This is a genomic window from Arthrobacter cryoconiti (assembly GCF_020905375.1).
In the GTDB taxonomy this organism is placed as follows: Bacteria; Actinomycetota; Actinomycetes; order Actinomycetales; family Micrococcaceae; genus Specibacter; species Specibacter cryoconiti.
Map to the genome: position 1 here is coordinate 144145 of NZ_JAJJBU010000004.1, position 20069 is coordinate 164213.

The 20069-nt window shown below is 57.9% G+C and carries 21 protein-coding genes and 1 tRNA gene; 15 read left to right on the forward strand and 7 right to left on the reverse strand.

The window, feature by feature from the left end; all coding sequences use genetic code 11:
* Positions 1-73: 73 nt before the first annotated feature.
* Positions 74-781, forward strand: a complete 708-nt coding sequence (locus LOH53_RS03685) for a DUF998 domain-containing protein (protein ID WP_230066372.1) — start codon at positions 74-76, stop codon at positions 779-781.
* A gap of 77 nt (positions 782-858) precedes the next feature.
* Positions 859-1032, forward strand: coding sequence for a hypothetical protein (locus LOH53_RS16985; RefSeq protein ID WP_376991409.1), 174 nt, complete (start codon positions 859-861; stop codon positions 1030-1032).
* A gap of 67 nt (positions 1033-1099) precedes the next feature.
* Here the strand turns inward: LOH53_RS16985 and disA are convergent, their stop codons facing one another.
* The 3 genes from disA to LOH53_RS03705 all read right to left on the reverse strand — a co-directional run bounded on the left by disA (position 1100) and on the right by LOH53_RS03705 (position 5073).
* Positions 1100-2167 (reverse strand): DNA integrity scanning diadenylate cyclase DisA, encoded by a 1068-nt coding sequence (disA, locus tag LOH53_RS03695; protein WP_230066373.1) that lies wholly within the window; start codon positions 2165-2167, stop codon positions 1100-1102.
* Positions 2168-2387: 220 nt separating this feature from the next.
* Entirely contained in the window at positions 2388-3794 is a 1407-nt protein-coding gene (gene radA, locus LOH53_RS03700; RefSeq protein WP_230066374.1) for a DNA repair protein RadA, read from the reverse strand.
* 130 nt (positions 3795-3924) lie between these two features.
* Positions 3925-5073: an FUSC family protein gene (locus tag LOH53_RS03705; RefSeq protein WP_230066375.1), complete on the reverse strand. Its 1149-nt coding sequence runs from the start codon at positions 5071-5073 to the stop codon at positions 3925-3927.
* A 146-nt stretch (positions 5074-5219) separates the two neighbouring features.
* On the opposite strand from LOH53_RS03705, the gene pstS reads away from it, so the two are divergent.
* From pstS to pstB, 4 genes are read left to right on the forward strand one after another with little or no spacing between them, the layout of a single operon-like run.
* Positions 5220-6338, forward strand: a complete 1119-nt coding sequence (gene pstS / locus LOH53_RS03710; protein WP_230066376.1) for a phosphate ABC transporter substrate-binding protein PstS — start codon at positions 5220-5222, stop codon at positions 6336-6338.
* A 30-nt stretch (positions 6339-6368) separates the two neighbouring features.
* Positions 6369-7301 (forward strand): phosphate ABC transporter permease subunit PstC, encoded by a 933-nt coding sequence (pstC, locus tag LOH53_RS03715; protein WP_230066377.1) that lies wholly within the window; start codon positions 6369-6371, stop codon positions 7299-7301.
* Between the two features lie 11 nt (positions 7302-7312).
* Positions 7313-8407, forward strand: coding sequence for a phosphate ABC transporter permease PstA (gene pstA / locus LOH53_RS03720; RefSeq protein WP_376991411.1), 1095 nt, complete (start codon positions 7313-7315; stop codon positions 8405-8407).
* A 42-nt stretch (positions 8408-8449) separates the two neighbouring features.
* Positions 8450-9229 carry a phosphate ABC transporter ATP-binding protein PstB gene (gene pstB / locus LOH53_RS03725; protein ID WP_230066379.1) on the forward strand — a complete coding sequence of 260 codons (780 nt, stop codon included), beginning with the start codon at positions 8450-8452 and terminating at the stop codon, positions 9227-9229.
* Between the two features lie 43 nt (positions 9230-9272).
* On the opposite strand, the gene LOH53_RS03730 is transcribed toward pstB, so the two are convergent.
* From LOH53_RS03730 to LOH53_RS03740, 3 genes are all read right to left on the reverse strand, one after another.
* Positions 9273-10280 carry an inorganic phosphate transporter gene (locus tag LOH53_RS03730; protein ID WP_326832734.1) on the reverse strand — a complete coding sequence of 336 codons (1008 nt, stop codon included), beginning with the start codon at positions 10278-10280 and terminating at the stop codon, positions 9273-9275.
* Between the two features lie 4 nt (positions 10281-10284).
* Positions 10285-10902, reverse strand: a complete 618-nt coding sequence (locus LOH53_RS03735; RefSeq protein ID WP_230066381.1) for a DUF47 domain-containing protein — start codon at positions 10900-10902, stop codon at positions 10285-10287.
* Positions 10903-11097: 195 nt separating this feature from the next.
* Positions 11098-11745 (reverse strand): hypothetical protein, encoded by a 648-nt coding sequence (locus LOH53_RS03740; RefSeq protein ID WP_230066382.1) that lies wholly within the window; start codon positions 11743-11745, stop codon positions 11098-11100.
* Between the two features lie 240 nt (positions 11746-11985).
* On the opposite strand from LOH53_RS03740, the gene LOH53_RS03745 reads away from it, so the two are divergent.
* A tRNA-Lys gene (locus tag LOH53_RS03745) sits at positions 11986-12058 on the forward strand.
* Between the two features lie 105 nt (positions 12059-12163).
* Here LOH53_RS03745 and LOH53_RS03750 read toward each other — a convergent pair.
* A complete protein-coding gene (locus LOH53_RS03750) occupies positions 12164-12880 on the reverse strand; it encodes a GntR family transcriptional regulator (protein WP_230066383.1) in 717 nt (238 codons plus the stop codon).
* Between the two features lie 327 nt (positions 12881-13207).
* Between LOH53_RS03750 and LOH53_RS03755 the strand changes: the two genes are divergently transcribed.
* From LOH53_RS03755 to LOH53_RS03790, 8 genes are all read left to right on the forward strand, one after another.
* Positions 13208-14122, forward strand: a complete 915-nt coding sequence (locus LOH53_RS03755) for an ABC transporter substrate-binding protein (RefSeq protein ID WP_230066384.1) — start codon at positions 13208-13210, stop codon at positions 14120-14122.
* Between the two features lie 7 nt (positions 14123-14129).
* The gene (locus LOH53_RS03760) at positions 14130-15092 is read left to right on the forward strand and encodes an amino acid ABC transporter permease (RefSeq protein ID WP_230066385.1); all 963 of its coding nucleotides are present in this window, start codon (positions 14130-14132) and stop codon (positions 15090-15092) included.
* Positions 15089-15853 (forward strand): amino acid ABC transporter ATP-binding protein, encoded by a 765-nt coding sequence (locus LOH53_RS03765; RefSeq protein ID WP_230066386.1) that lies wholly within the window; start codon positions 15089-15091, stop codon positions 15851-15853. Before LOH53_RS03760 ends, LOH53_RS03765 begins: the two co-directional genes overlap by 4 nt.
* Positions 15854-15883: 30 nt before the next feature.
* Positions 15884-17071, forward strand: a complete 1188-nt coding sequence (locus LOH53_RS03770; RefSeq protein ID WP_230066387.1) for an alpha-hydroxy acid oxidase — start codon at positions 15884-15886, stop codon at positions 17069-17071.
* Positions 17072-17108: 37 nt separating this feature from the next.
* The gene (locus LOH53_RS03775; protein WP_230066388.1) at positions 17109-17942 is read left to right on the forward strand and encodes a hydroxymethylpyrimidine/phosphomethylpyrimidine kinase; all 834 of its coding nucleotides are present in this window, start codon (positions 17109-17111) and stop codon (positions 17940-17942) included.
* Between the two features lie 42 nt (positions 17943-17984).
* Positions 17985-18323, forward strand: a complete 339-nt coding sequence (locus LOH53_RS03780) for a GNAT family N-acetyltransferase (protein ID WP_230066389.1) — start codon at positions 17985-17987, stop codon at positions 18321-18323.
* Entirely contained in the window at positions 18324-19085 is a 762-nt protein-coding gene (locus LOH53_RS03785) for an SDR family NAD(P)-dependent oxidoreductase (protein ID WP_230066390.1), read from the forward strand.
* Between the two features lie 123 nt (positions 19086-19208).
* The gene (locus LOH53_RS03790; protein WP_230066391.1) at positions 19209-19988 is read left to right on the forward strand and encodes a type 1 glutamine amidotransferase domain-containing protein; all 780 of its coding nucleotides are present in this window, start codon (positions 19209-19211) and stop codon (positions 19986-19988) included.
* Positions 19989-20069: the final 81 nt, after the last annotated feature.

Consider the following 20069-nt stretch of genomic DNA (forward strand, 5'->3'; position numbering starts at 1 on the left):
ATTGACAAACAATTTAGACGGTGTCTAGTATTTGGAATTAGACACCGTCTAATCAATCCCCTTAGGAAACCAAATGTCCCAAGTACTCACCGTCACCAACAGACCTGCTGGTACTTCTTTTCCCTCCCGCGGGAAGGCCGGCGTCCTGGGCGCCGCGCTGCTCCTGGTCGCTCCACTTCAGTTCCTGCTATTCGAGCAGATCACGGCTGCCGCGTGGCGTGAACCGGGATACAGCTTCTACTACAACTTCATCAGCGACCTTGGTGTTGTCAACGGGCCAATCGTTTATCAGGGACGGCACGTCGACTCGCCCGTGGGCTGGTTGATAGATTTCAGTTTCATTGCACTTGGCGTCCTAGCGTCCACGGGCATCATGCTCCTTACCCGTTCACTAGCCCGGGGGGCCCACCGAACTGTCATCAGTATCTTTGGGATTCTCTTCGGTATTGGCGGAGTGCTGGTCGGTGTGTTTCCGGAGAACAGCGTTGAGCTGGGCCACATCATCGGAGCGTTTCTGAACATTGGTCTTGGCAATGCGCTTCTGATCGCCATTGGACTCGCGGGTCACCGACATTATGGCCTTCCCCGCTGGATCTCACGCCTTGTGGTCGCATCGGGCGTTATCGGCGCCGCCGCGATGGCCGGGCTGGTGGCGTTCCCTGTGCTCTTCACCGGTGCCATCGAAAGAACCGCTGCCTACCCCTATATGTTTGGCTTCGCTCTACTGGCAGCGCTCGCACTGGTAAATATCCACAAATTTCAACCTCTCAACGGAAAGTAACAATTATCATAGAAACAAATTTCGAAGCCCGCGCCGCCTTCACCCTTGACCGCAGACTCGCCGGGCGAACAGCGATCGTGACCGGATCAACCAGTGGCATTGGTGCGGCGATTGCCCAGGTTCTGGCAGCCTCTGGCGCCGAAGTACTCATCACTGGGCGGCGGAATACGATCCGCGCGGCATTCGGGTCAACTCGGTTTCTCCGGAAGTTACCTCCACTGCCGGAAACGAGTTCACGTCGGACGTCGTAGAACTCATCGTCCAAGGAACGGGAACGATCTACATTATGGCCGTCACGTACTTGGAGCCGAGCGTGGTCTAGAGGAATCGGTCCAGGAGGCTGGCTTCAGCGATCCGGGAGAGCCCTTCACGGACTGTGCGAGCCCGCAGATCGCCGATCCCATCAACAACCATGAGCTCATCAATGGTGGCGGCCATGAGGTTTTGTAGGCTTCCAAAGTGATCCACCAGTCGCCCGGCTACTGCCCGAGGTACTGCTTTTAGCTCAGAGACCAGGCGGTAGCCTCGGGGCTGGATGATCTTCTCCAAGGAGTCGGCGGTGGGTAGCCCAGCGATGGACGCGATGAGGTTCAGGTCGATCAGGTTGGCTTGGTCGATCTCCTGAAGCGCCGCAACGGCGGCCTCAATATCCGTCGTTTCCGGGTCCGTGTAATCTCGAATCACAACGTCGGGCCCGGACCCGCGTGTAGCGGAGAGTTCGTCAAGCTGGAGCGAGAGTAGACGCCCGTCAACGCCGAGCTCCAGCACGTACTGGGCGATCTCCGCAGAAATACGGCGCACCATTTCATGGCGTTGTAATGTCACGGCAACGTCGCGAACAGTCACCATGGCCTCGATCTCCAAAGCGGAGAGTGAACTGGTGACCTGATCCAGACGGGCCCGGTAACGCTCAAGTGTGGCCAGAGCCTGATTGGCGCGGGCCAGAACCTTCTCTGAGCCTTCCAATACGTGGCGGAGCCCGTCAACGTACAGGGCGATTATCTGCATCGACTGGCTGACGGAGACCACGGGAACACCGGTTTGGATGGCAACCCGCTCCGCGGTGCGGTGCCGAGTTCCGGACTCCTGCGTCTCAATGCTGGGATCCGGAACGAGTTGCACGGCGGCGCGGAGAATCTTCGTGACGTCCTTGTCACACACGATTGCGCCATCCATCTTGGCTAATTCCCGCAACCGAGTGGGGGCAAAATCAATGCCAATCTCAAAGCCACCTGAGCACAGGCTCTCAATGGTCTTATCTGAACCAAGAACAATCAGAGCGCCGGTGCGGCCGCGAAGAATTCGTTCAAGCCCGTCGCGGAGTGGGGTGCCTGGAGCAACACGGGCAAGAGTGGCCTTCAAGGCCTCTTCAGGGCTGCGCAGCATTGGTGAATCCTTCTTTTCAAGCGCGGGATTCCGCACAAGTCTCATTACTCATATTAGTAGGAACGGCAAATGCATGCCGAATAGTGGTCCGTGTTGGACCAATACGAGTACTCCGAGGCCTATTCTTATGCGGTTGTTCTCACTATTGACGTTATTCTGCGGTGAAACACACTCCACCAATGAAACCGGTTCGAAGAAAAGCTGCACAACGCAGGTGTCCTTAGACCTGCAACAACAACTCGGTGGCCTCAGCAACGTGCTCAATCTGCTTAACAGTGAAATTTGGTGGGATGACGCCTGGGCCGGATTCGCTCGCAGGAACCAATGCGTGGGTGAAACCAAGCCTGTAGGCCTCATGGATGCGCTGGTTGATACCCGGTACGGGACGGACCTCTCCCGCTAATCCCACTTCACCAAATGCCACCATTTTTTGGTGCACCGGACGGTTGATCTTGGCGGAGGCAATGGCCAGTGCTACCGCTAAGTCAATGGCTGGCTCAGTCAGCCGGGCTCCACCGACGGTTGCCACATAACTGTCGTCGGCATCCAGCCGTACGCCTGCCCGCTGCTGGAGAACAGCTAGCAGCATCCCTACGCGGGTGGAATCAAGGCCGCTAACTGTCCTACGCGGCGAAGAGCCCATGGACGTGGTCAGAAGGGCCTGGACCTCCGCCAAGAGCGGCCGCCTGCCCTCCATAGTGACGGTGAGGCAGGTACCTGGGACCGGATGTTTAGTGCGAGTTGTGAACAGTCCGCTGGGATCAGCAAGCCCCTGGATTCCATCATCGGTGAGATCAAAGCAGCCCACCTCGTCGGTTTGACCGTATCTATTCTTCACGGCACGCAGCAGGCGTAGACGCGAGTGCCGTTCGCCGTCGAACTGGCAGACCACATCCACTAGATGCTCAAGCAGGCGCGGTCCAGCGATGGAGCCGTCCTTCGTCACGTGGCCCACCAGAAGCGTGGTCATGTTTAGGCGCTTGGCAGCGGCGATGAGCGAGGCGGCAACTTCGCGCACTTGCGAGACTCCGCCGGCACTGCCATCCACCATAGCGCTGGCGAAAGTTTGAACTGAGTCAACTATTAGCAAGGCCGGTTGGACTGCCTCAACCTGTCCTAAAGCCGTGCCCAGATCAGTTTCGGCGCCCAGATAGAGGGTTGCGGCAACGGCGCCAATGCGTTCGGCACGCAATTTAACCTGAGCGGCGGATTCCTCGCCCGTCAGATACAGCACCTTTTGTGGTTCTTGACCGTGTTCATTGCGTGCAAATTTTGCTGCAACGTCCAGTAACAGTGTGGACTTTCCGACGCCGGGCTCACCGGCTAAGAGAATCACGGCACCGGGTACCATGCCGCCACCCAAGACACGGTCAAGTTCCGGCACACCGGTGAGATTGTGGGCGGCCTTGGAGGCGTCCACTTCGGAGATGAGCTGAGCCGGGCGTACTACCGTGGTGGCGGCCGTGGTGCGGACCACCACGGTGCCTACTTCCTCCAGCGTTCCCCATTCTTGGCACTCACCGCACCGGCCCACCCACTTCACAGCAGTCCAGCCGCATTCGGAGCAGCGGAAATTTTGTCCTGTGGTGGAGCGCCCGGTAGCTGACTTTGCCGTTTTTGTTGCCATGGAACCAGCCTAGCGCTGGGCTCGGACACAAAGGTTACGGCACTCTCGGCCGGGGTGGAGTTCTGTGGATAAGTCCAGGATGAATAGTGTCAAGCGCCCAAAAACTCTGGGGAGACGTTCGCAGGAAAATCTAGAGCTTGGGCAGCAAGCTCCGTGCTTCGTCGGGGTCCATTTTGGCTGTTTCTAGAAGGTCCACCATGAGGGTGCGGAAGAGCAACACCACAGCTTCGCCTTCCAATCGCGTGATCTCCAGTGTGGCAGGGTGAAGTTCAGTCGCAATCTCGCTGAGGGAATCGCGGGCGTGACTCAAGGACGTTCTAGCGGCGCCGGAGGGATCATGCGCCAGCGCGGCAGAAAGCTCGTCCACTGCGGATGCGGACTCGCTCATGACGTCGGCAAGACGACTGGAACCTGCGTCGGACAGGGCCACATTGTTGATCACACTGATGAGTCGTCTGGCGAGAACTCGTGCGGACCGCATGGCGTAATCGAGCCGTTCCATGACCCTGGACAGGCTTTCGACTTCCTCCAAATGCCTCCGGTAGAGCGGAGAGAGTTTGGCAATCTCGACGGCACCGCGCAGGCCCTGCCGCATCGTGTCGATGTGGGGCTGCTGGCTGCGAGCCCGGACGAGGGCGTGCCAAGCCTTTGTGGAATCGTTGTGGGACAGAGCCGACGCGCATTCTCGCAAGACCAAAGACAACTCGCCAAGCATCTTCGCCAAATCGTTTTTGGGTGCTCGGCGCGGATCGCGGGGCACCAGCAATGTTGCAGCCAAGGCAAAACAGCCACCTACGACGGCGTCGATGCTGCGGGTAAACGGTCCACCGGCAGGTATAGGCAACAGCACCACCAACAAGGATTGTAGGGCGAGTTGGGTGGTAAAGATGGCCCCCGAATCAAGAAAGCGGGCCAGCAAGATCGAGACAAACACCACCAGGGCTGCTTGCCAAATACCGGAGCCGAGCCAATGGAGCAGGAAGTCTCCCACGGCAATTCCGATGGTGCAGCCAAGCCCTACCTCCAATACCCGGCGCAGCCTCGGCGCTCGGGTGAAACCCAAGGCAATAATGGCGCTGGTGGCGGCGAACAAAGGACCGCGGTGGCCAAGGACCAGCGAGGAGAAGTAGTAAGCTCCCACGGCGCAAACGGTGATCAAAAGTGCGGGTAGAACCGAGTTGGCACTGCGGCGTGCTCCCAATCGAGCGCGCCGCCTCAGAAAGGGGAGCGTTGAAGCAAGGCGCCCACGTCTTTTCCCGGCCCTGGCTGACTGTGGCATGGGAACCAGTCTAGGCCTGAGTGAGAAAACCAAAAATCCCATCAGCGTTAACCTTGCGTTCACTTGGTGTGGGTCCTGACTTTACTTGGCCCCCGTACGTTCTAAAGGTAAGGAATCCCCAGACACCATTCGAAGAGGTAAATCGCGTGAAGGCACTTCACATTGGCCGCGTGGCAGCAGTTCTCACCGTAGGCGCACTTGCACTGACCGCGTGCGGCACAGACAACGTCGTAAGTAGTGGCAACGGAACGGGCGCAACTACCAGCGGCCCCACCGTGACCGGAACTCTCACCGGCACGGGCGCCTCGTCCATTTCCGCCGCCATGGACGCCTGGAAGGCTGGTTTTGAATCCGCCAACCCCGGTGCCAAGATCCAGTATTCCCCCGAGGGATCTGGGGCTGGCCGCAAGGCACTGCTTGCTGGCGCTGTGCAGTTTGCCGGCTCGGATGCATACCTCAAGGATGCCGAAGTGGCCGATTCTAAGACCAAATGCGGTCCCGATGGCGCCATCGACGTCCCCTGGTACATCTCCCCGATCGCGGTAGCTTTCAACGTTCCCGGAGTGAAGACTCTCAAGCTCGACGCGGACACCGTTGCCAAAATCTTCCGCGGCGACATCAAGAACTGGAACGACGCCGCCATCAAGGCAGCGAACCCGTCCGCTACGCTCCCGGACCTGGCGATCACGCCCGTGCACCGCTCGGATAACTCCGGCACCACGGAAAACTTCACTGACTACCTGGCTCAGGCCGGCAAAACTGTGTGGACCGACGCGAAGTCCGGTGACTGGCCCAGCGCCCTGCCGGGCGAAAACGCGAAGGGCACCTCCGGCGTCGTGAAGACCGTCACCGAGACGGCTGGCGCCGTCACGTATGCCGATGACTCCGCAGTGACTGACGTGTTGGGCAAAGTTGAGCTCAAGGTTGGCGAGTCCTTTGTTCCCGTCTCCGCCGAAGCTGCTGCAAAAGCTGTTGACGCAGCCAAGCCAGTGGACGGGCGCACTCCGACGGATATCTCCTTGAAGCTGGATCGCACCACCACAGCAGCTGGGGCCTACCCGGCCGTCCTGGTCTCCTACGCCGTTTTCTGCGCTCACTACCCGGATCAGGCAACTGTTGACCTGGTCAAGGCGTTTGGCACGTTTGCTTTGAGCACGGAAGGTCAAAAGCAGGCTGCAGCGGCAGCAAAGAGCGCTCCGCTCTCGGAAGCTCTTGCCGCTAAGGCGAAGAAGTCGATCGACTCCATCACCGTCGCAGCAAAGTAACTCCGGCAAGCGCGATACAAAGGAAGAAGATTGTCCAACACTAAGCTCGCACGCCGAGCCGGAACAGGCCGCACCGGGGACCAAGTGTTCTCAGGTGCGGCCCTGGGCGCGGGTGTGCTCATTGTGGCCATACTGTTCGCCGTGGCAATGTTCTTGGTGATTCAGGCATTGCCAACCTTTACCGCTCCCCGGTCAGAGAGCACCGGTGGTGAAGGCTTCTTTGCGTACATCTTCCCGATCGTCATCGGGACGCTTATTGCCGCGATGATCGCTCTCATCATCGCCACGCCCATTGGCGTGGCAGTGGCGCTATTTATCTCGCACTACGCCCCGCGCAGTCTGGCCAAGGGCATGGGCTACGTGGTGGACCTGCTAGCCGCCATTCCATCCGTGATTTACGGTGCGTGGGGTGCTAGCTTTTTGGCCTCCTCACTGAAAGGCCCGTACCAATGGTTGGCGGAGAACTTGGGGTGGATCCCGATTTTTGCCGGACCAGCCTCCGGCACGGGTAAGACCATCCTGACTGCCGGAATTGTGCTGGCAGTTATGGTGCTTCCCATCATTGCTTCCCTCACCCGGGAAATTTTCTTGCAAGCCCCCATGCTGCACCAGGAAGCGGCTTTGGCGCTAGGTGCTACGCGCTGGGAAATGATCCGCATGGCAGTACTGCCCTTTGCCCGCGGCGGCATTATTAGTGCCGTCATGCTGGGCTTGGGACGGGCACTGGGGGAAACGTTGGCTGTAGCCTTGGTGCTTTCCTCGGGGCCGTTGATCGCCTCCTGGATTCGTTCCGGCAATCAGACTATCGCCGCTGAAATTGCCTTGAACTTCCCGGAAGCATTTGGGCTGCGCATGCATGAACTCATCGCCGCCGGGCTGGTCCTGTTCCTCATCACCTTGCTAGTCAATGTGGTGGCCCGCTGGATCATTAGCCGGCACAAAGAATTCTCGGGAGCAAATTGATGGCAACGCTCATGACCGAACGCAAGCGTTCAGCACTGACACAGAACCGCCTGCCAAAGTACACCCCGTACGTGGTGGCTGGCGCCGCAATTGTTGTTGCAGCAGCCCTGATGGCTTTGGTCGGGTTCAATGTATTTGCTTGGGCGCTTCTGTCCGCCATTCTGTTCGCGGCAGGCAATGTGACAAGTTCCGCCGTGGTTGAAGGCCGTCGGAAGGCCATCGACAAGCTGGCAACCTCACTTGTGGTTGGCTCGTTTTTAGTAGCGTTACTGCCACTGGTCTCCGTTATCTGGACTGTTCTGGTCAACGGCATTCCCGGGTTGCTGACACCAGGCTTTCTGGGCTCATCCATGAACGGCGTCACCGGTGTGCAGGACAACGCTTCTGTTACTAACAACACTCCCGTTATGGGCGGCGTTTACCACGCGCTGGTTGGCTCCGTTTTGATAACCCTGTGGGCCACACTGATTTCTGTGCCCGTGGGCTTGCTGACTTCCATCTATCTGGTGGAATACAGTGCCGGGAATAAATTCTCCAAAGTCATCACGTTCCTAGTGGACGTTATGACCGGCATTCCCTCCATTGTTGCCGGGCTCTTTGCGACAGCGCTCTTCGCTCTGATTATGGGACCTGGAACAAAGACTGGCTTCGTTGCCGCCGTGGCCCTTTCGGTGCTCATGATTCCGGTGGTGGTCCGTTCCAGCGAAGAGATGCTCAAGATTGTGCCCAACGAGCTACGTGAAGCTTCGTATGCGCTGGGAGTTCGTAAGTGGCGGACTATTTTGAAAATAGTCATTCCGACGGCGATTTCAGGCATTGCGTCCGGTGTCACCTTGGCCATTGCCCGAGTGATCGGTGAGACAGCGCCACTGCTGGTGACAGCCGGGTTTGCCTCCTCCATCAACACCAACGTCTTTGCCGGCTGGATGGCGTCCCTGCCAACGTTCATCTACACGCAGATCATGACTCCCACGTCTCCGTCCAATCCGGATCCCTCCGCTCAAAGAGCCTGGGCCGCGGCGTTGTTGTTGATCCTGCTTGTGATGGCCCTCAACTTTGGCGCGCGCCTTGTGGCCCGCATTTTCGCGCCGAAAACCGGCCGCTAACTTTTACCGGTCAGAATAAGACCTAGAAACGGAAGTCCAGCTATGTCCAAACGTATTGATGTCAGCGATTTGCACGTGTACTACGGTGACTTTCTGGCCGTCGAAGACGTTAACATCACTCTTGACGCCAAGTCCGTCACCGCGTTCATTGGCCCTTCAGGGTGCGGTAAGTCCACCTTCTTGCGCACGCTGAACCGCATGCATGAGGTCATTCCCGGCGCTCGAGTGGAAGGGAAAGTACTGCTAGACGGAGACAATCTGTACTCAGACGGCGTGGACCCGGTCACCGTGCGTAGTCAGATCGGTATGGTCTTTCAGCGTCCCAACCCATTCCCCACCATGAGTATCCGTGACAACGTGCTAGCTGGCGTGAAGCTCAATAGCCGACGCATCTCCAAGTCCGACGCCGATGCTCTGGTGGAGAGTTCTTTGAGCAGCGCCAATCTTTGGAATGAGGTCAAGGACCGCCTGGACAAGCCGGGCTCTGGCCTTTCCGGCGGGCAACAGCAGCGCCTGTGCATCGCGCGGGCTATTGCGGTTTCACCGGACGTCATCTTGATGGACGAGCCCTGCTCAGCTCTGGACCCGATTTCCACACTAGCAATTGAGGACCTCATAAACGAGCTCAAAGACCAATACACCGTGGTCATCGTTACGCACAATATGCAGCAGGCCGCCCGGGTCTCTGACAAGACGGCGTTCTTCAATATTGCCGGCACGGGAAAGCCTGGGAAGCTCATAGAGTTTGCTGAGACCGCCACCATCTTCAATAATCCGGGTGAGAAGTCTACCGAGGACTACGTTTCCGGCCGGTTCGGCTAATCACCGCATCTGAGCTAGTCACCGCATGGTCGGAGGTTGTTCCTTAGGCGAGCGGGGACAGGGCCAGGAAAAGTAACGCCCCAAGAAAAGCGCAGACTAGGGGTGTGGCCAGCCACATGCCGATAATGCGCAGCAGGAATCGGCCGTTCGTGACCGAAAAACGCTGGTTTTGTCCGGCCCCAACAATTGCCCCCGTCACGGTGTGGGTGGTGGACAGTGGGAGGGCGAAACCGATCGCTCCGATAAACAAGAGCCCGGCACCGACTAGCTGGGCCACACAGCCGCGCATGGGATCGATCCGCACCAGACGGTGCCCAAGGGTGTAGGAAATTCGCCAGCCCCCGGCCAATGTGCCGGCCGTCAAAAGAACCGCGGTAAAGATTGGTACCCACAGCGGCATCTCTCCGGCCACGCCCACACCTGCGGCAAGCAGCGCAAACAAGACAACCGCCGTCGTCCGCTGGCCGTCCTGAAGACCATGCCCAAACGCGACGGCAGCTCCGGCCACCGACTGCAGCGCTCTGGTGCGCCGATTAACCATATTGGGTGCGGTGTTCCGCGCTGCCCAAGCGACGGGGTAGACCATCACGAAGCCGAATATATACGCCACAATGGGCGAAAGAAAAAGTGGAAGCAGTACCAGGGTCAAGATCGTCGTGTTGATGCCCTGCAGCGGTTCGTTGCCCAGCATGACCGAGCCCAGCGAAGCACCTACCAGCCCACTGATCAGTGCCTGCGTGGACGATGACGGGATGCCATGCCACCACTGATGAACCCCCCAGAGGCAGGCGCTGAGAACGGCAGCGAGCAGCATGATCAAACTGTTGGGACCGGGGGGAGCTGCGAAAAGCCGATCCGACAACGTCACGGCAAGTACCGCACTGAGTAGGGCGCCAACACAGTTGAATAGCCCCGCCAGCAGAACGGCGATCGTTGGTGTCAATGCATGGTTTCTCACTGAAAGAGCGACGGCGGCCGAGACGTCGCGGAAGCCGTTCAAAAATGCAAAGACCGCTGCCATCAAAATGACGGCGCCGAGCAGAAAAGTCACCAAGCTAGGATTCCTTGACGATGATGCTACCCACCTGAGTGGCCACGGCTCGCATCTTGTTGCTGGCGGCCGAAAACTGATCGGCCAGAGTCCGGTACTTGGTAAAAGTGGTGGAGTTGTGATTTTCCAGCAGTTCAGAAACCAGGATCCTGTGGGTGTGATCCGCCCTTTTGGCTAGGCGCAGGATCTCCAGCCAGTAGTCCTCCAGGGAGTCAAGATTGTTCAAGGCGCCCATGGCCGTTACTGTCAGCTCCGCTTGCCTTGAGAGTATCTCTAGTTGATCCCCGGCCCGGGTTGGAATCCTTTCCAAGCTGTAAAGTTCCACCAGCTCAGCAGCTGCCGTGAGGGTCTCCGCCGTCTCGTTGAGTAGCCGGCCCAGGGCAAAGAGGTCTTCGCGGGGTAACGGATTGATGAAGCTGGTGCGCATGGTGGTCAGGAGCGTGGCAAAGTCGGCCGAGGAGGCGCTTTCGTGCCTTCGCATTGTTTCGGCGAGAGCGGAAAAGTCCGCCCGGCTGGCGCCCAAGAGCTCTGCTAACGTTTGGGTCCCGGCTGTGACGTGCCCGGCCATGCGGACAAGCGTGTCCAGACCAGCCTTCTCTTGGGGAAAGAATCGCAGCTTCACGGCAAGCCTTTGTTATGGGAGCATTTTTGAGCAAAAAAGTGGTGCCGAACCGGGAGCGCCTCTCGGCACTGGGCCGCTCGAAGCGGCTATAAAATGGAGCCCGGGGGTTCCACGGTTCGACACCGCTTTCAGTGTTCTACGTTGCGGTCCCGGTGTCAACCGGGGCGGCCCACTGAACGAGTAAATATCCGCCTTTTAGTCCAGTTCCCCGTTGCGCCAAGATACCGCAGCACCCTCGAGGTCCTCTGCTGTACGGACCAATTTATGTGCCTTGTTGTTCAATTCTGAGGCGTGTTCTGGATGAGCAACCATACGGTCCTGCGCTACGGAGGCTTGGCCCAAAGCCACCACGCGGCAAAATGCAGCGGAACGTTCAAGGGCTACGTCAAAGTCGCCGTCGAACGCGCCGGAGAGAATGGCATCCGCCATCGTGGTGATTTCTTCGGCTCCCGGAGGCTCGGCCACGCCCGCTACCGCGTTTGCTACCTGAGCGCGATGCTGACCGGCGCGGAAGAAAATGCTGATGCCTTCCGGGTCCTGGAGGGTTGCCGCGCGCAGTGCATACAGCCGCCATAAAGCGCCGGGCAAGGAACGGGCGGGGCTCGCAGCCCACATTTCTGCGATGGCCTCAAGGCCCTGCCGATCCGCAAGTTTCACTAAGCGTTTAGTGATGGCTGGATCGTTGCTTTCGCGGCCGCCGCTGACCAGGGCCCGAGCAGCGAGGTGCGCCGCCTCGGAAACACGGGCGGGGTCAGTTCCGCCAGTGAAAGGCTCAAAGTCCGCTGGCGCGAAAGGGAGCGGCTTGTGCGGGCGGGGAACGCTGGATGCTGGTCCTTGGGTCATGAGACGACCCTACCCCTGCGTCCGGGCGCGGTCGAGTGGGTGGGCGAGTACTAGCGAATTGAAAGTTCGACGCCGGAACACTGGGCGCGTGCTGTGAGGCATTGAGGTGGCATCGAGAGGAACATTGGGAGTCCTAGAGCCCTGTATGTAGGGGAAGTCCTGGCGTAAATTGCGCCACAACGCATGCCGTGGGGTAGTCTAAAAACCGACAACTTTTCATTGAAAGGGTGTCGCTAGGTTGGGCCTTTAGCTCAGTTGGTAGAGCAATGGACTTTTAATCCGTGGGTCGCGGGTTCGAGCCCCGCAGGGCCCACCGATCTAGAATCCCCGTCTTCGTATCTCGGAGGCGGGGATTTTTGTGTTCACGGTCTTAGGTTTGGACCCGCTAATTCGCTAACGGTTAGCTAGCTCAAGACAGTTACGGTTCCGTTCTCTGCGGACCGGAGAAGATCGCCAATTTTGCAGAACGTAACTTTATGCCGTCAATATGTTCGCTCATGGCGTCTCTGGCGCCAGCGGCGTCGTTGGCGCGTAGGGCATTGATGATGGCTTGATGCTCTTTTACGGTATGCGCGCCGCTCATGTCGTTGTGTACCAGAAGCCTAAATCGCTGGATATGCCCTTCGACGGAATTGTAGGCCCGGAGCAAGAACTCGTTACCGGCACCCTCCGCGATGCGGCGGTGGAATAATTCATCCGCTTTCCAATAGGAGCGATACCCGGAGAACGTTTCACCGCCGAGTCGGGATGTGTCCAGCTCCCGATTGAACTTCTCGAGGTCAACCACCAGTTCTGGGCTCGCTATTTGACTCGCTAGAAAGGTGATGGCCGGCTCGAGTACTTGGCGGGTAGCTAGGAGAGCGTCGATGTCCGACGAGGTGGGTGCGGGTGCAACCTTGTAGCCACGGAGTGCTTCACGTCTGATCATCCCGGTGGCTTCTAGCCGAGCGAGGGCTTCTCTGACGGGGGTTGAAGACACATCGAAACGCTTGGCGAGCCCATCGATGCTCAATGCTGAACCTGTTGGAATTCCGTCATCCAGAAGCAATGTAAGAATTGCTTCAAAAACGTGATCCGCCAACATTTTCCGATTCCTCATCGGGTGGACCTCTGGTCCAGATGCAGTGGCATTCATTTCGAAATCCTATGTGACTTTCTTCTTACCAAGTGATTTTCTTGCCATTTTACGCGCTGCGATATCAACCGCTAAGTGCGTTTGTAATTTCCAGATCAGCCCCTATTTCTTCTTGATAGAGGGGCCTTGTTCAGCTATCGTGCATCATGTACGATGCATGATGTAGATCACCCTACATGATCTGGATCACAGTTGCTCTCGAATGAAGTAGCGCCCAACCAGGCGTCTGCGGCTGCATCTACGGCCTATACCGCCGTTGCCACGAGGTCTTCAGGGGTGTTCGATTACGTCCTCGCATAGCTATTTACTTTCAGCAAAGGTGCTCAGATGGTAAAGAATAAGTTCCGAAGTATATTCATTTCCCTTGCCGCTATTTCACTCGCGAGCATTGCTCTTTCAGGTTGTTCAAACCCCGAGACTTCCGCTGCCCCCGCTGCCACTAAATCGGCTGACTCCATTCCGAGCGCACAGGTGGACAAGGCCGCCGCAGATGCGCTTCCGCAAGCGGTGCGTGAGAAGGGGACTCTGGTCATCACGATGAGTCAGAGCTCGCCTCCTCTGCACTTTATGGCCGCTGATGGTACGACGACGATTGGCGTTGATCCGGAAATCGCCGTCGCGCTCGGGCAGGCACTTGGTTTGACCACCAAGATATCCAGTGGCACGTTTGACGCGATCATCCCGGGTATCGCGGCGGGCAAGTTTGATCTTGCAATCTCGCAGATGTCGCCATCGACTGAACGCCTCAAGGTGCTCGACTTTGTTGATTACTACCAGTCAGGAAGCGGGATCGGTGTCGCTCCGGGAAATCCAGAGGGTCTTGCCATTGCGAACCTCTGCGGCAAAAGGGTCGGCGTACTCAAAGGGTCATTCCAGGATCTGAAGCGGCTTCCTGCGCTCTCGGAAGCCTGCACGGCTGCTGGCAAGGAAGCAATCCAAGCCATGACCTACCCGGATATGCAGGCCCCGAACCTGGCCCTGACGGCCGGTCGAATTGATGCCGTATATATCGACGGACCCACACTCGCCTATGCGGTGAAACAAGGCGGAAAAATTGAGGTGCTTGGGGAGAAGGACGTGTCCCCTGTCAGCATCGGATTCAAGAAGGGCGCAGGCCTTGAGCCCGCCATCGAGCTCGCCATGGAGTCCCTCGTGAAGTCAGGTGTATATCGGGCGATCCTCGATAAATGGGGCGTAGGTAGCGGCGCGATCACGGACTTCGCATTCAACAAGGCACAGTAGAACCGATATGAGTGCTACTACCAACGAATCGAGCTCCGACGTTGCTAGCGGTGACGGAATTGACCGTACGCTTCTTTTGGGCCGGCCCCATCGCCGTCACGGCCTGCAATGGCTTACAGCGGGCATAGTACTTTTTGTCATTTTCATGGTGGCGTACTCCCTCGTGACAAATCCACGCTTCGAATGGGATGTGGTTTTTGGCTGGTTTGCTTCCGAGCGCCTATTTAGCGGACTGATACGCACGCTGGAACTAACAGCAATTTCCATGGTCGTTGGAATCCTCGTAGGTATCATCTTGGCGTTGGCCAGACTGGCCCCGAACTTCGTCATTGCTGGTGTCGCTTCATTCTTCGTCTGGTTTTTCCGTGGAGTTCCCGTCTTCGTGCAGCTTCTTTTTTGGGGCTTCATTGCGGCGATCTACCCACGTATTTCTCTGGGCATACCTTTTGGGCCGGAATTTTTCTCTGTTGATGCCAATGTCCTCATCACTCCGTTCCTTGCCGCGATCCTGGGTCTGGGCTTGAACGAGGGTGCCTACATGTCGGAGATTGTCCGGGCCGGACTACTAAGCGTAAATCGTGGCCAAACTGAGGCGGCCAAGGCCCTTGGAATGCGGCGCCTGACCATATTGTGGAGGATCGTCTTGCCGCAGGCAATGAAGGTCATTATTCCGCCAACCGGTAACCAAACCATCTCGATGCTCAAAACGACGTCCCTTGTTAGCGTGCTCGCTTTCCCGGAACTGCTGTACTCGGCTCAGCTGGTTTACAGTGCGAATTTCAAGACCATTCCGCTCTTGATTGCAGCGAGCCTCTGGTACCTGCTGGTGACCAGCGTCCTTAGCTTGGGCCAGTACTACATTGAACGGCACTACAACCGGGGCTCCGGCAAGCAGCAAAAGAAGAGCATTCTTACCCGTTTCATGACCAAGGCTCGCTCGCAAACACTGACACCAGGGGAGCAACCATGACTGACGTAGTTGTCGAGGCGCGCGGCGTCATTAAGAACTTCGGTACCCTTCATGTTCTGAAAGGAATCGATCTAACGATCCGACGGGGCGAGGTTACCTGCATCATCGGCCCGTCAGGATCCGGAAAATCAACTTTCCTACGCTGTATAAATCAGCTGGAATCACTGGACGGCGGATACATAATCGTCGCGGGGGAGCCAGTGGGAGTGAAGCTTAAAAATGGGCGGGTGGAAGCGCAATCCAACGTGGAGTCTGCTCGTTCTCGCGAAAATATCGGCATGGTATTTCAGAGCTTCAACCTGTTTCCGCACATGACGGTCTTGGAGAATATCTGCGAGGCGCCCATCCGGGTGAAAAAGGAAAACCGGGCGATCGTACGGAAACGGGCGCTCACCTTGCTAGATCGAGTTGGCCTGGTCAGTAAGGCTCAAACCTATCCGGCGGCACTTTCTGGTGGACAGCAGCAGCGCGTTGCCATTGCCCGTGCTTTGGCGATGGAACCAAGGTTGATGCTCTTTGACGAACCGACCTCAGCGCTGGACCCGGAATTGGTCGGTGAAGTCCTCGATGTCATGCGAGGCCTAGCCGATGCGGGAATGACAATGGTTGTCGTGACTCATGAAATGGGATTCGCCCGTGAAGTTGGTGACCATCTGATCTTCATGGATGAAGGCTTGGTGATCGAGCATGGAAACCCGCGTACCGTCCTCAATTCACCTGCGCATGATCGAACCAAACAATTCTTGGCGAAAGTCCTTTAGCACCTCGTATTCGGTATTGGAGCAGAAAAAATGAGAGACAAATGGATTGTCAGCCTTGAAGATTACAGGTTGGCATCACGCAAGCACCTACCTAAAATGATCTCCGACTATTTAGAGGGCGGTGCCCTGGACGAAACCACTATGCGAGCCAACGAGCGCCAACTCAAGTCGTTGATGCTGCGCCAACGTTCCCTTGTGGACGTATCGGCGATCAGCACAGCAACGAGCGTTCTTGGACACTCTTTGGATCTGCCACTCATGGTCTCACCCATGGGCATGCTCACCATATTTCATCCAGGATCGGACCCTGCTGTTGCTCGCGCAGCTGTTAAGGCGGGATCAATCTTTATCCATAGTGCGTGGGCTGGCTGTTCACTAGAAGAAGTAGCCAAGGCAGCACCAAATAACTTGTGGGCCCAGATCGCGTTCTGGAAAGACCCGGAAGAAACGCGAAAATACGTAAATCGGGCGAGGTCTGCCGGAGTGGAAACTCTTGTTGTAGCCGGCGACGTCGGCTCGTCGAGCAAAAGAGAACGGGATCTTCACCATGGGTTATCCATGCCTCCGCGTCCCCCCGTTGCTGACTATTTTGATGCGGCAACACACCCGGGATGGCTATGGCGTTGGTTGACGGGCAGGAAGATGACGTACGGAAACTACGACATCGACGGCCGTCCACTGCGGATGAATGAGATGAATAGTTGGATGGCGGAAAATAAGAACACGTCAGCCACGTGGGAACAGTTCGCGAAGCTTCGCTCGGAGTGGACAGGGAAGCTGGTGATCAAGGGAATCATGGATGCCGAGGATGCGGCTCGTGCAGTCGATGAGGGAGCCGATGGGGTATTCGTATCCAACCACGGAGGCCGTCAATTCGATTCACAGCCAGCAACAATTGATGTCCTGCCGTCCATTGTTAAAGCAGTTGATGGGAGATCCGAAGTTTATCTTGACGGAGGGATCCGACGCGGTCACGATATCGCGAAGGCTGTGGCTCTAGGTGCGCGAGCAGCACTTGCCGGCCGTCCATTTGCCTACGCTCTTGCCTCCGGCGGAGAACCTGCTGTGGAGCGTGCCTTCACGATCTTTCGCGATGAACTGAAAGGTGCCATGGGCTTTGTCGGGAAGACGTCGGTGGATGCTCTTGATGACTCAATATTTGTGAAGAATCGGGCCCCGGCTCTGGTGTCCGCCTCAGCGTACGGCAATGAACGCTGAAGTAGTCGCGGTCCGCTGCGGATGGCAAAATGGAAGCATGACTTCCAACTCCCCCGCACTTGCCCTGACCATTGCCGGCTCCGAAGCGACCGGCGGTGCCGGTGCCCAAGCTGATCTGAAGACGTTTCAGGAACTGGGGGTCTTTGGGATCGTGAACCTGACCTGCATTGTCTCCTTTGACCCCAAGGACAACTGGAATCACCGCTTCGTGCCCGTGGATCAGCAGGTGATCGCTGATCAGCTTGAAGCTACGATCGCCGCTTATGGAGCGCATTCTTCAGCGCCTCAGACACTCCAGAGCGTGAAGATCGGCATGCTCGGAAGTCCTGCCACCATCTCCACGGTGGAGGCAGCACTGAAAAAGGCAGCGTTTAGGAATGTGGTGCTTGACCCCGTTCTGATCTGCAAAGGCCAGGAGCCAGGCCATGCCCTGGATACTGATCAGGCGCTGAAAACCCAAATCCTGCCGCTGGCAACTTTTGTCACACCCAACCATTTCGAGGCGGAATCACTCTCAGGCATCACTATCAACACCGTTGAAGACCTCAAGGCCGCGGCACGCAAGATCCACGAAATTAGCGGTGCAGTGGTGCTCGCTAAGGGAGGGGTGAGGTTGGCCGGGCCGGACGCTGTCGATGTCTTCTTTGATGGGGAGAACCTTGAAGTGCTTTCTGCTCCGAAGGTGGGCGAAGTAGCCGTATCCGGGGCTGGTTGCTCGCTGGCGGCTGCCGTCACGGCGGAGCTCGCCAAGGGTGCGACGCCGCTTCAGGCGGCCCGGACTGCGAAGGCTTTCGTCACCCAAGGTATCAAAAACCGTGTGGTGTCGGCAGCGCCATTTACGGCGTTGTGGCAAGGCGGAGCGGCAATCTAACAGCTTGTTGTCAGCATCGGCGCTTTGTGCAAAGCTCGGCTTATGAGTGAGAACACAGCTGCAAGCACTGATGCCTTCGACGCCGACGTTACGCCTTCACGCAACGATGCCCGGCACCGGTACGAACTCCATGTCGGCACGGAGTTGGCGGCGGTCGTGGAATTTCGTGAGCTGCCGGGGCATATCAACCTTGTCCACACACAGACGCAGGACGGCTTCGAGGGGCGTGCCCTGGCGTCGGTGCTGGTGCGCTACGCCCTTGACGACGTCGTGGCTTCCGGAAAGCGGATCATCCCTGACTGCTCCTACGTGGCGCACTTTGCGGCCAAGCACCGGGAGCTTTACCAGCAGTACTGCGACTTTCCAACGGAAGTGGTCTAGATGAAGAGCGGGCCTGTTTTGATTACGGGGGCTTCCTCTGGGCTGGGAGCTGAGTTTGCGCAGCAGTTGGCACGCTCGCACCACGATCTCATTTTGGTGGCACGTGACGCTGGCAGGTTGGAGGCCAAGGCCGCCCGCCTGCGTCAAGACTTTGGTGTCAAGGTTGAGTTGCTGCCAGCAGACCTCTTGACGGACGACGGCGTCGCTTCCGTATGTGCCAGGCTTTCGGACCGCGCACGGCCGGTTTCAATGCTGGTCAACAACGCCGGATATGGAATGGCAAAACCCTTTGAGGAAAACTCTGCGCAAGAGGAGAGCGATCTCCTGCAGATTCTTGTGCGTACACCGATGGAGCTGATGCATGCCGCACTGGAGCCCATGCTGGCAAACGGGGACGGGCGCATCATCAACGTGGCGAGCGTAGCCGGGTTCATCCCGCGAGGGTCCTATGGGGCGGCCAAAGCCTGGGGTATCAGCTTCAGCCGCTTCGCGAACCTGCGGTACGGGCCGCGCGGAGTCAACGTTACCGCGGTCTGCCCCGGCTTTGTGCACACAGAATTCCACGAGCGCATGGGAGTCGCCAAGGCGCGGGGTCCGAAGTGGATGTGGCTGAACCCGGACCAGGTAGTTCGCGAAGCTTTGGCTGATTCCGCGGCAGGAAAGTCCGTATCCATTCCCTCCCGCCGCTATAGCGTCATGGTGGCCCTGTCCAAATTGGTGCCGGATAAAGTATCCGCGGCTGTTGCCAATGGAGGCCGCTAATTTCCGCGCCAGCAAAAGCTTCTTGATCCGCGGCGTCGTGGATAGGGTTGGCAGATTTATGGATGGGCTAGTCAGCCTGCCAGCCAACCGCCTAGGGTAGGAAGTGGACGAAAGGAGCATTTCATGAAGAAAATCCTCATGGTACTGACCAGCGTGTCCGAGATCGAAGATACGAAAGAAGCGACCGGCTACAACGTAGGTGAGGCCGCGCATCCTTGGAAGGTCTTCAAGGACTCTGGGCATTTCGTTGACTTCGCGTCCATCCAGGGCGGCCAACCGCCGCACGACCCCGTGGACACGGAAGACCCAATCCAGGTTGCTTTTACGCAGGACGAGGCCACGCGCGCTGGCCTCTATAACACCGCTCGCGTTGACGTCATAGATCCGCAGCAGTACGACGCCGTCTTCCTCGTGGGAGGCCACGGCACCATGTGGGACTTCCCGGATAGCGAAGGGCTGCAGAAGCTGGTGGCCAGCATCTACAACTCCGGTGGTGTGGTTGGCGCTGTCTGTCACGGTCCAGCTGGCTTGTTGAACGTGGAATTGGAGAATGGAATTCACCTCGTCAACGGCAGGAGGGTGGCGGCCTTCACCAACGATGAAGAAGTTGCCGCCGGAAAAGACAAGGTCATCCCGTTCTCCCTGGCGGACCGTCTCGAAGGACTGGGCGCGACCCACGTTTTTGCCGACGTCTTTGAAGAAATGGTGGTGGTCGACGAGCGGTTGGTAACCGGTCAGAACCCAGCGTCCGCGGCCGGCGTCGCCAAGGAAATGGAGAAGCTCTTGGCGGAGGTCATCCATCAGGAGAAGGCCGAAGAGCAGCACGAGTCGGAGGCACTCCGTGCCGAGAAGGACGCCGAAAAGAATGCCAAGAAGGCTGCGGCGGAAGACGCGGAGCACTGAGCCCCGCTGAGGAACGCAGATAACGAAAGTGGCGGGCCCCCCCGAGGTGGGGGGGGCGCCCCAGTGGGTTTCAGTGGCTGG

Bases quoted from the DNA above. Each gene is read 5' to 3' on its own strand.
- LOH53_RS03750 (WP_230066383.1), bottom strand. From the start codon at position 12,880: ATGAATGCCACTGCATCTGGACCAGAGGTCCACCCGATGAGGAATCGG.
- LOH53_RS03785 (WP_230066390.1), top strand. From the start codon at position 18,324: ATGAAGAGCGGGCCTGTTTTGATTACGGGGGCTTCCTCTGGGCTGGGA.
- LOH53_RS03740 (WP_230066382.1), bottom strand. From the start codon at position 11,745: ATGACCCAAGGACCAGCATCCAGCGTTCCCCGCCCGCACAAGCCGCTC.
- LOH53_RS03755 (WP_230066384.1), top strand. From the start codon at position 13,208: ATGGTAAAGAATAAGTTCCGAAGTATATTCATTTCCCTTGCCGCTATT.
- LOH53_RS03760 (WP_230066385.1), top strand. From the start codon at position 14,130: ATGAGTGCTACTACCAACGAATCGAGCTCCGACGTTGCTAGCGGTGAC.
- pstB (WP_230066379.1), top strand. From the start codon at position 8,450: ATGTCCAAACGTATTGATGTCAGCGATTTGCACGTGTACTACGGTGAC.
- radA (WP_230066374.1), bottom strand. From the start codon at position 3,794: ATGGCAACAAAAACGGCAAAGTCAGCTACCGGGCGCTCCACCACAGGA.
- LOH53_RS03790 (WP_230066391.1), top strand. From the start codon at position 19,209: ATGAAGAAAATCCTCATGGTACTGACCAGCGTGTCCGAGATCGAAGAT.
- LOH53_RS03775 (WP_230066388.1), top strand. From the start codon at position 17,109: ATGACTTCCAACTCCCCCGCACTTGCCCTGACCATTGCCGGCTCCGAA.
- LOH53_RS03765 (WP_230066386.1), top strand. From the start codon at position 15,089: ATGACTGACGTAGTTGTCGAGGCGCGCGGCGTCATTAAGAACTTCGGT.
- LOH53_RS03685 (WP_230066372.1), top strand. From the start codon at position 74: ATGTCCCAAGTACTCACCGTCACCAACAGACCTGCTGGTACTTCTTTT.
- disA (WP_230066373.1), bottom strand. From the start codon at position 2,167: ATGCTGCGCAGCCCTGAAGAGGCCTTGAAGGCCACTCTTGCCCGTGTT.
- LOH53_RS03770 (WP_230066387.1), top strand. From the start codon at position 15,884: ATGAGAGACAAATGGATTGTCAGCCTTGAAGATTACAGGTTGGCATCA.
- pstA (WP_376991411.1), top strand. From the start codon at position 7,313: ATGACCGAACGCAAGCGTTCAGCACTGACACAGAACCGCCTGCCAAAG.
- LOH53_RS03780 (WP_230066389.1), top strand. From the start codon at position 17,985: ATGAGTGAGAACACAGCTGCAAGCACTGATGCCTTCGACGCCGACGTT.
- LOH53_RS03705 (WP_230066375.1), bottom strand. From the start codon at position 5,073: ATGCCACAGTCAGCCAGGGCCGGGAAAAGACGTGGGCGCCTTGCTTCA.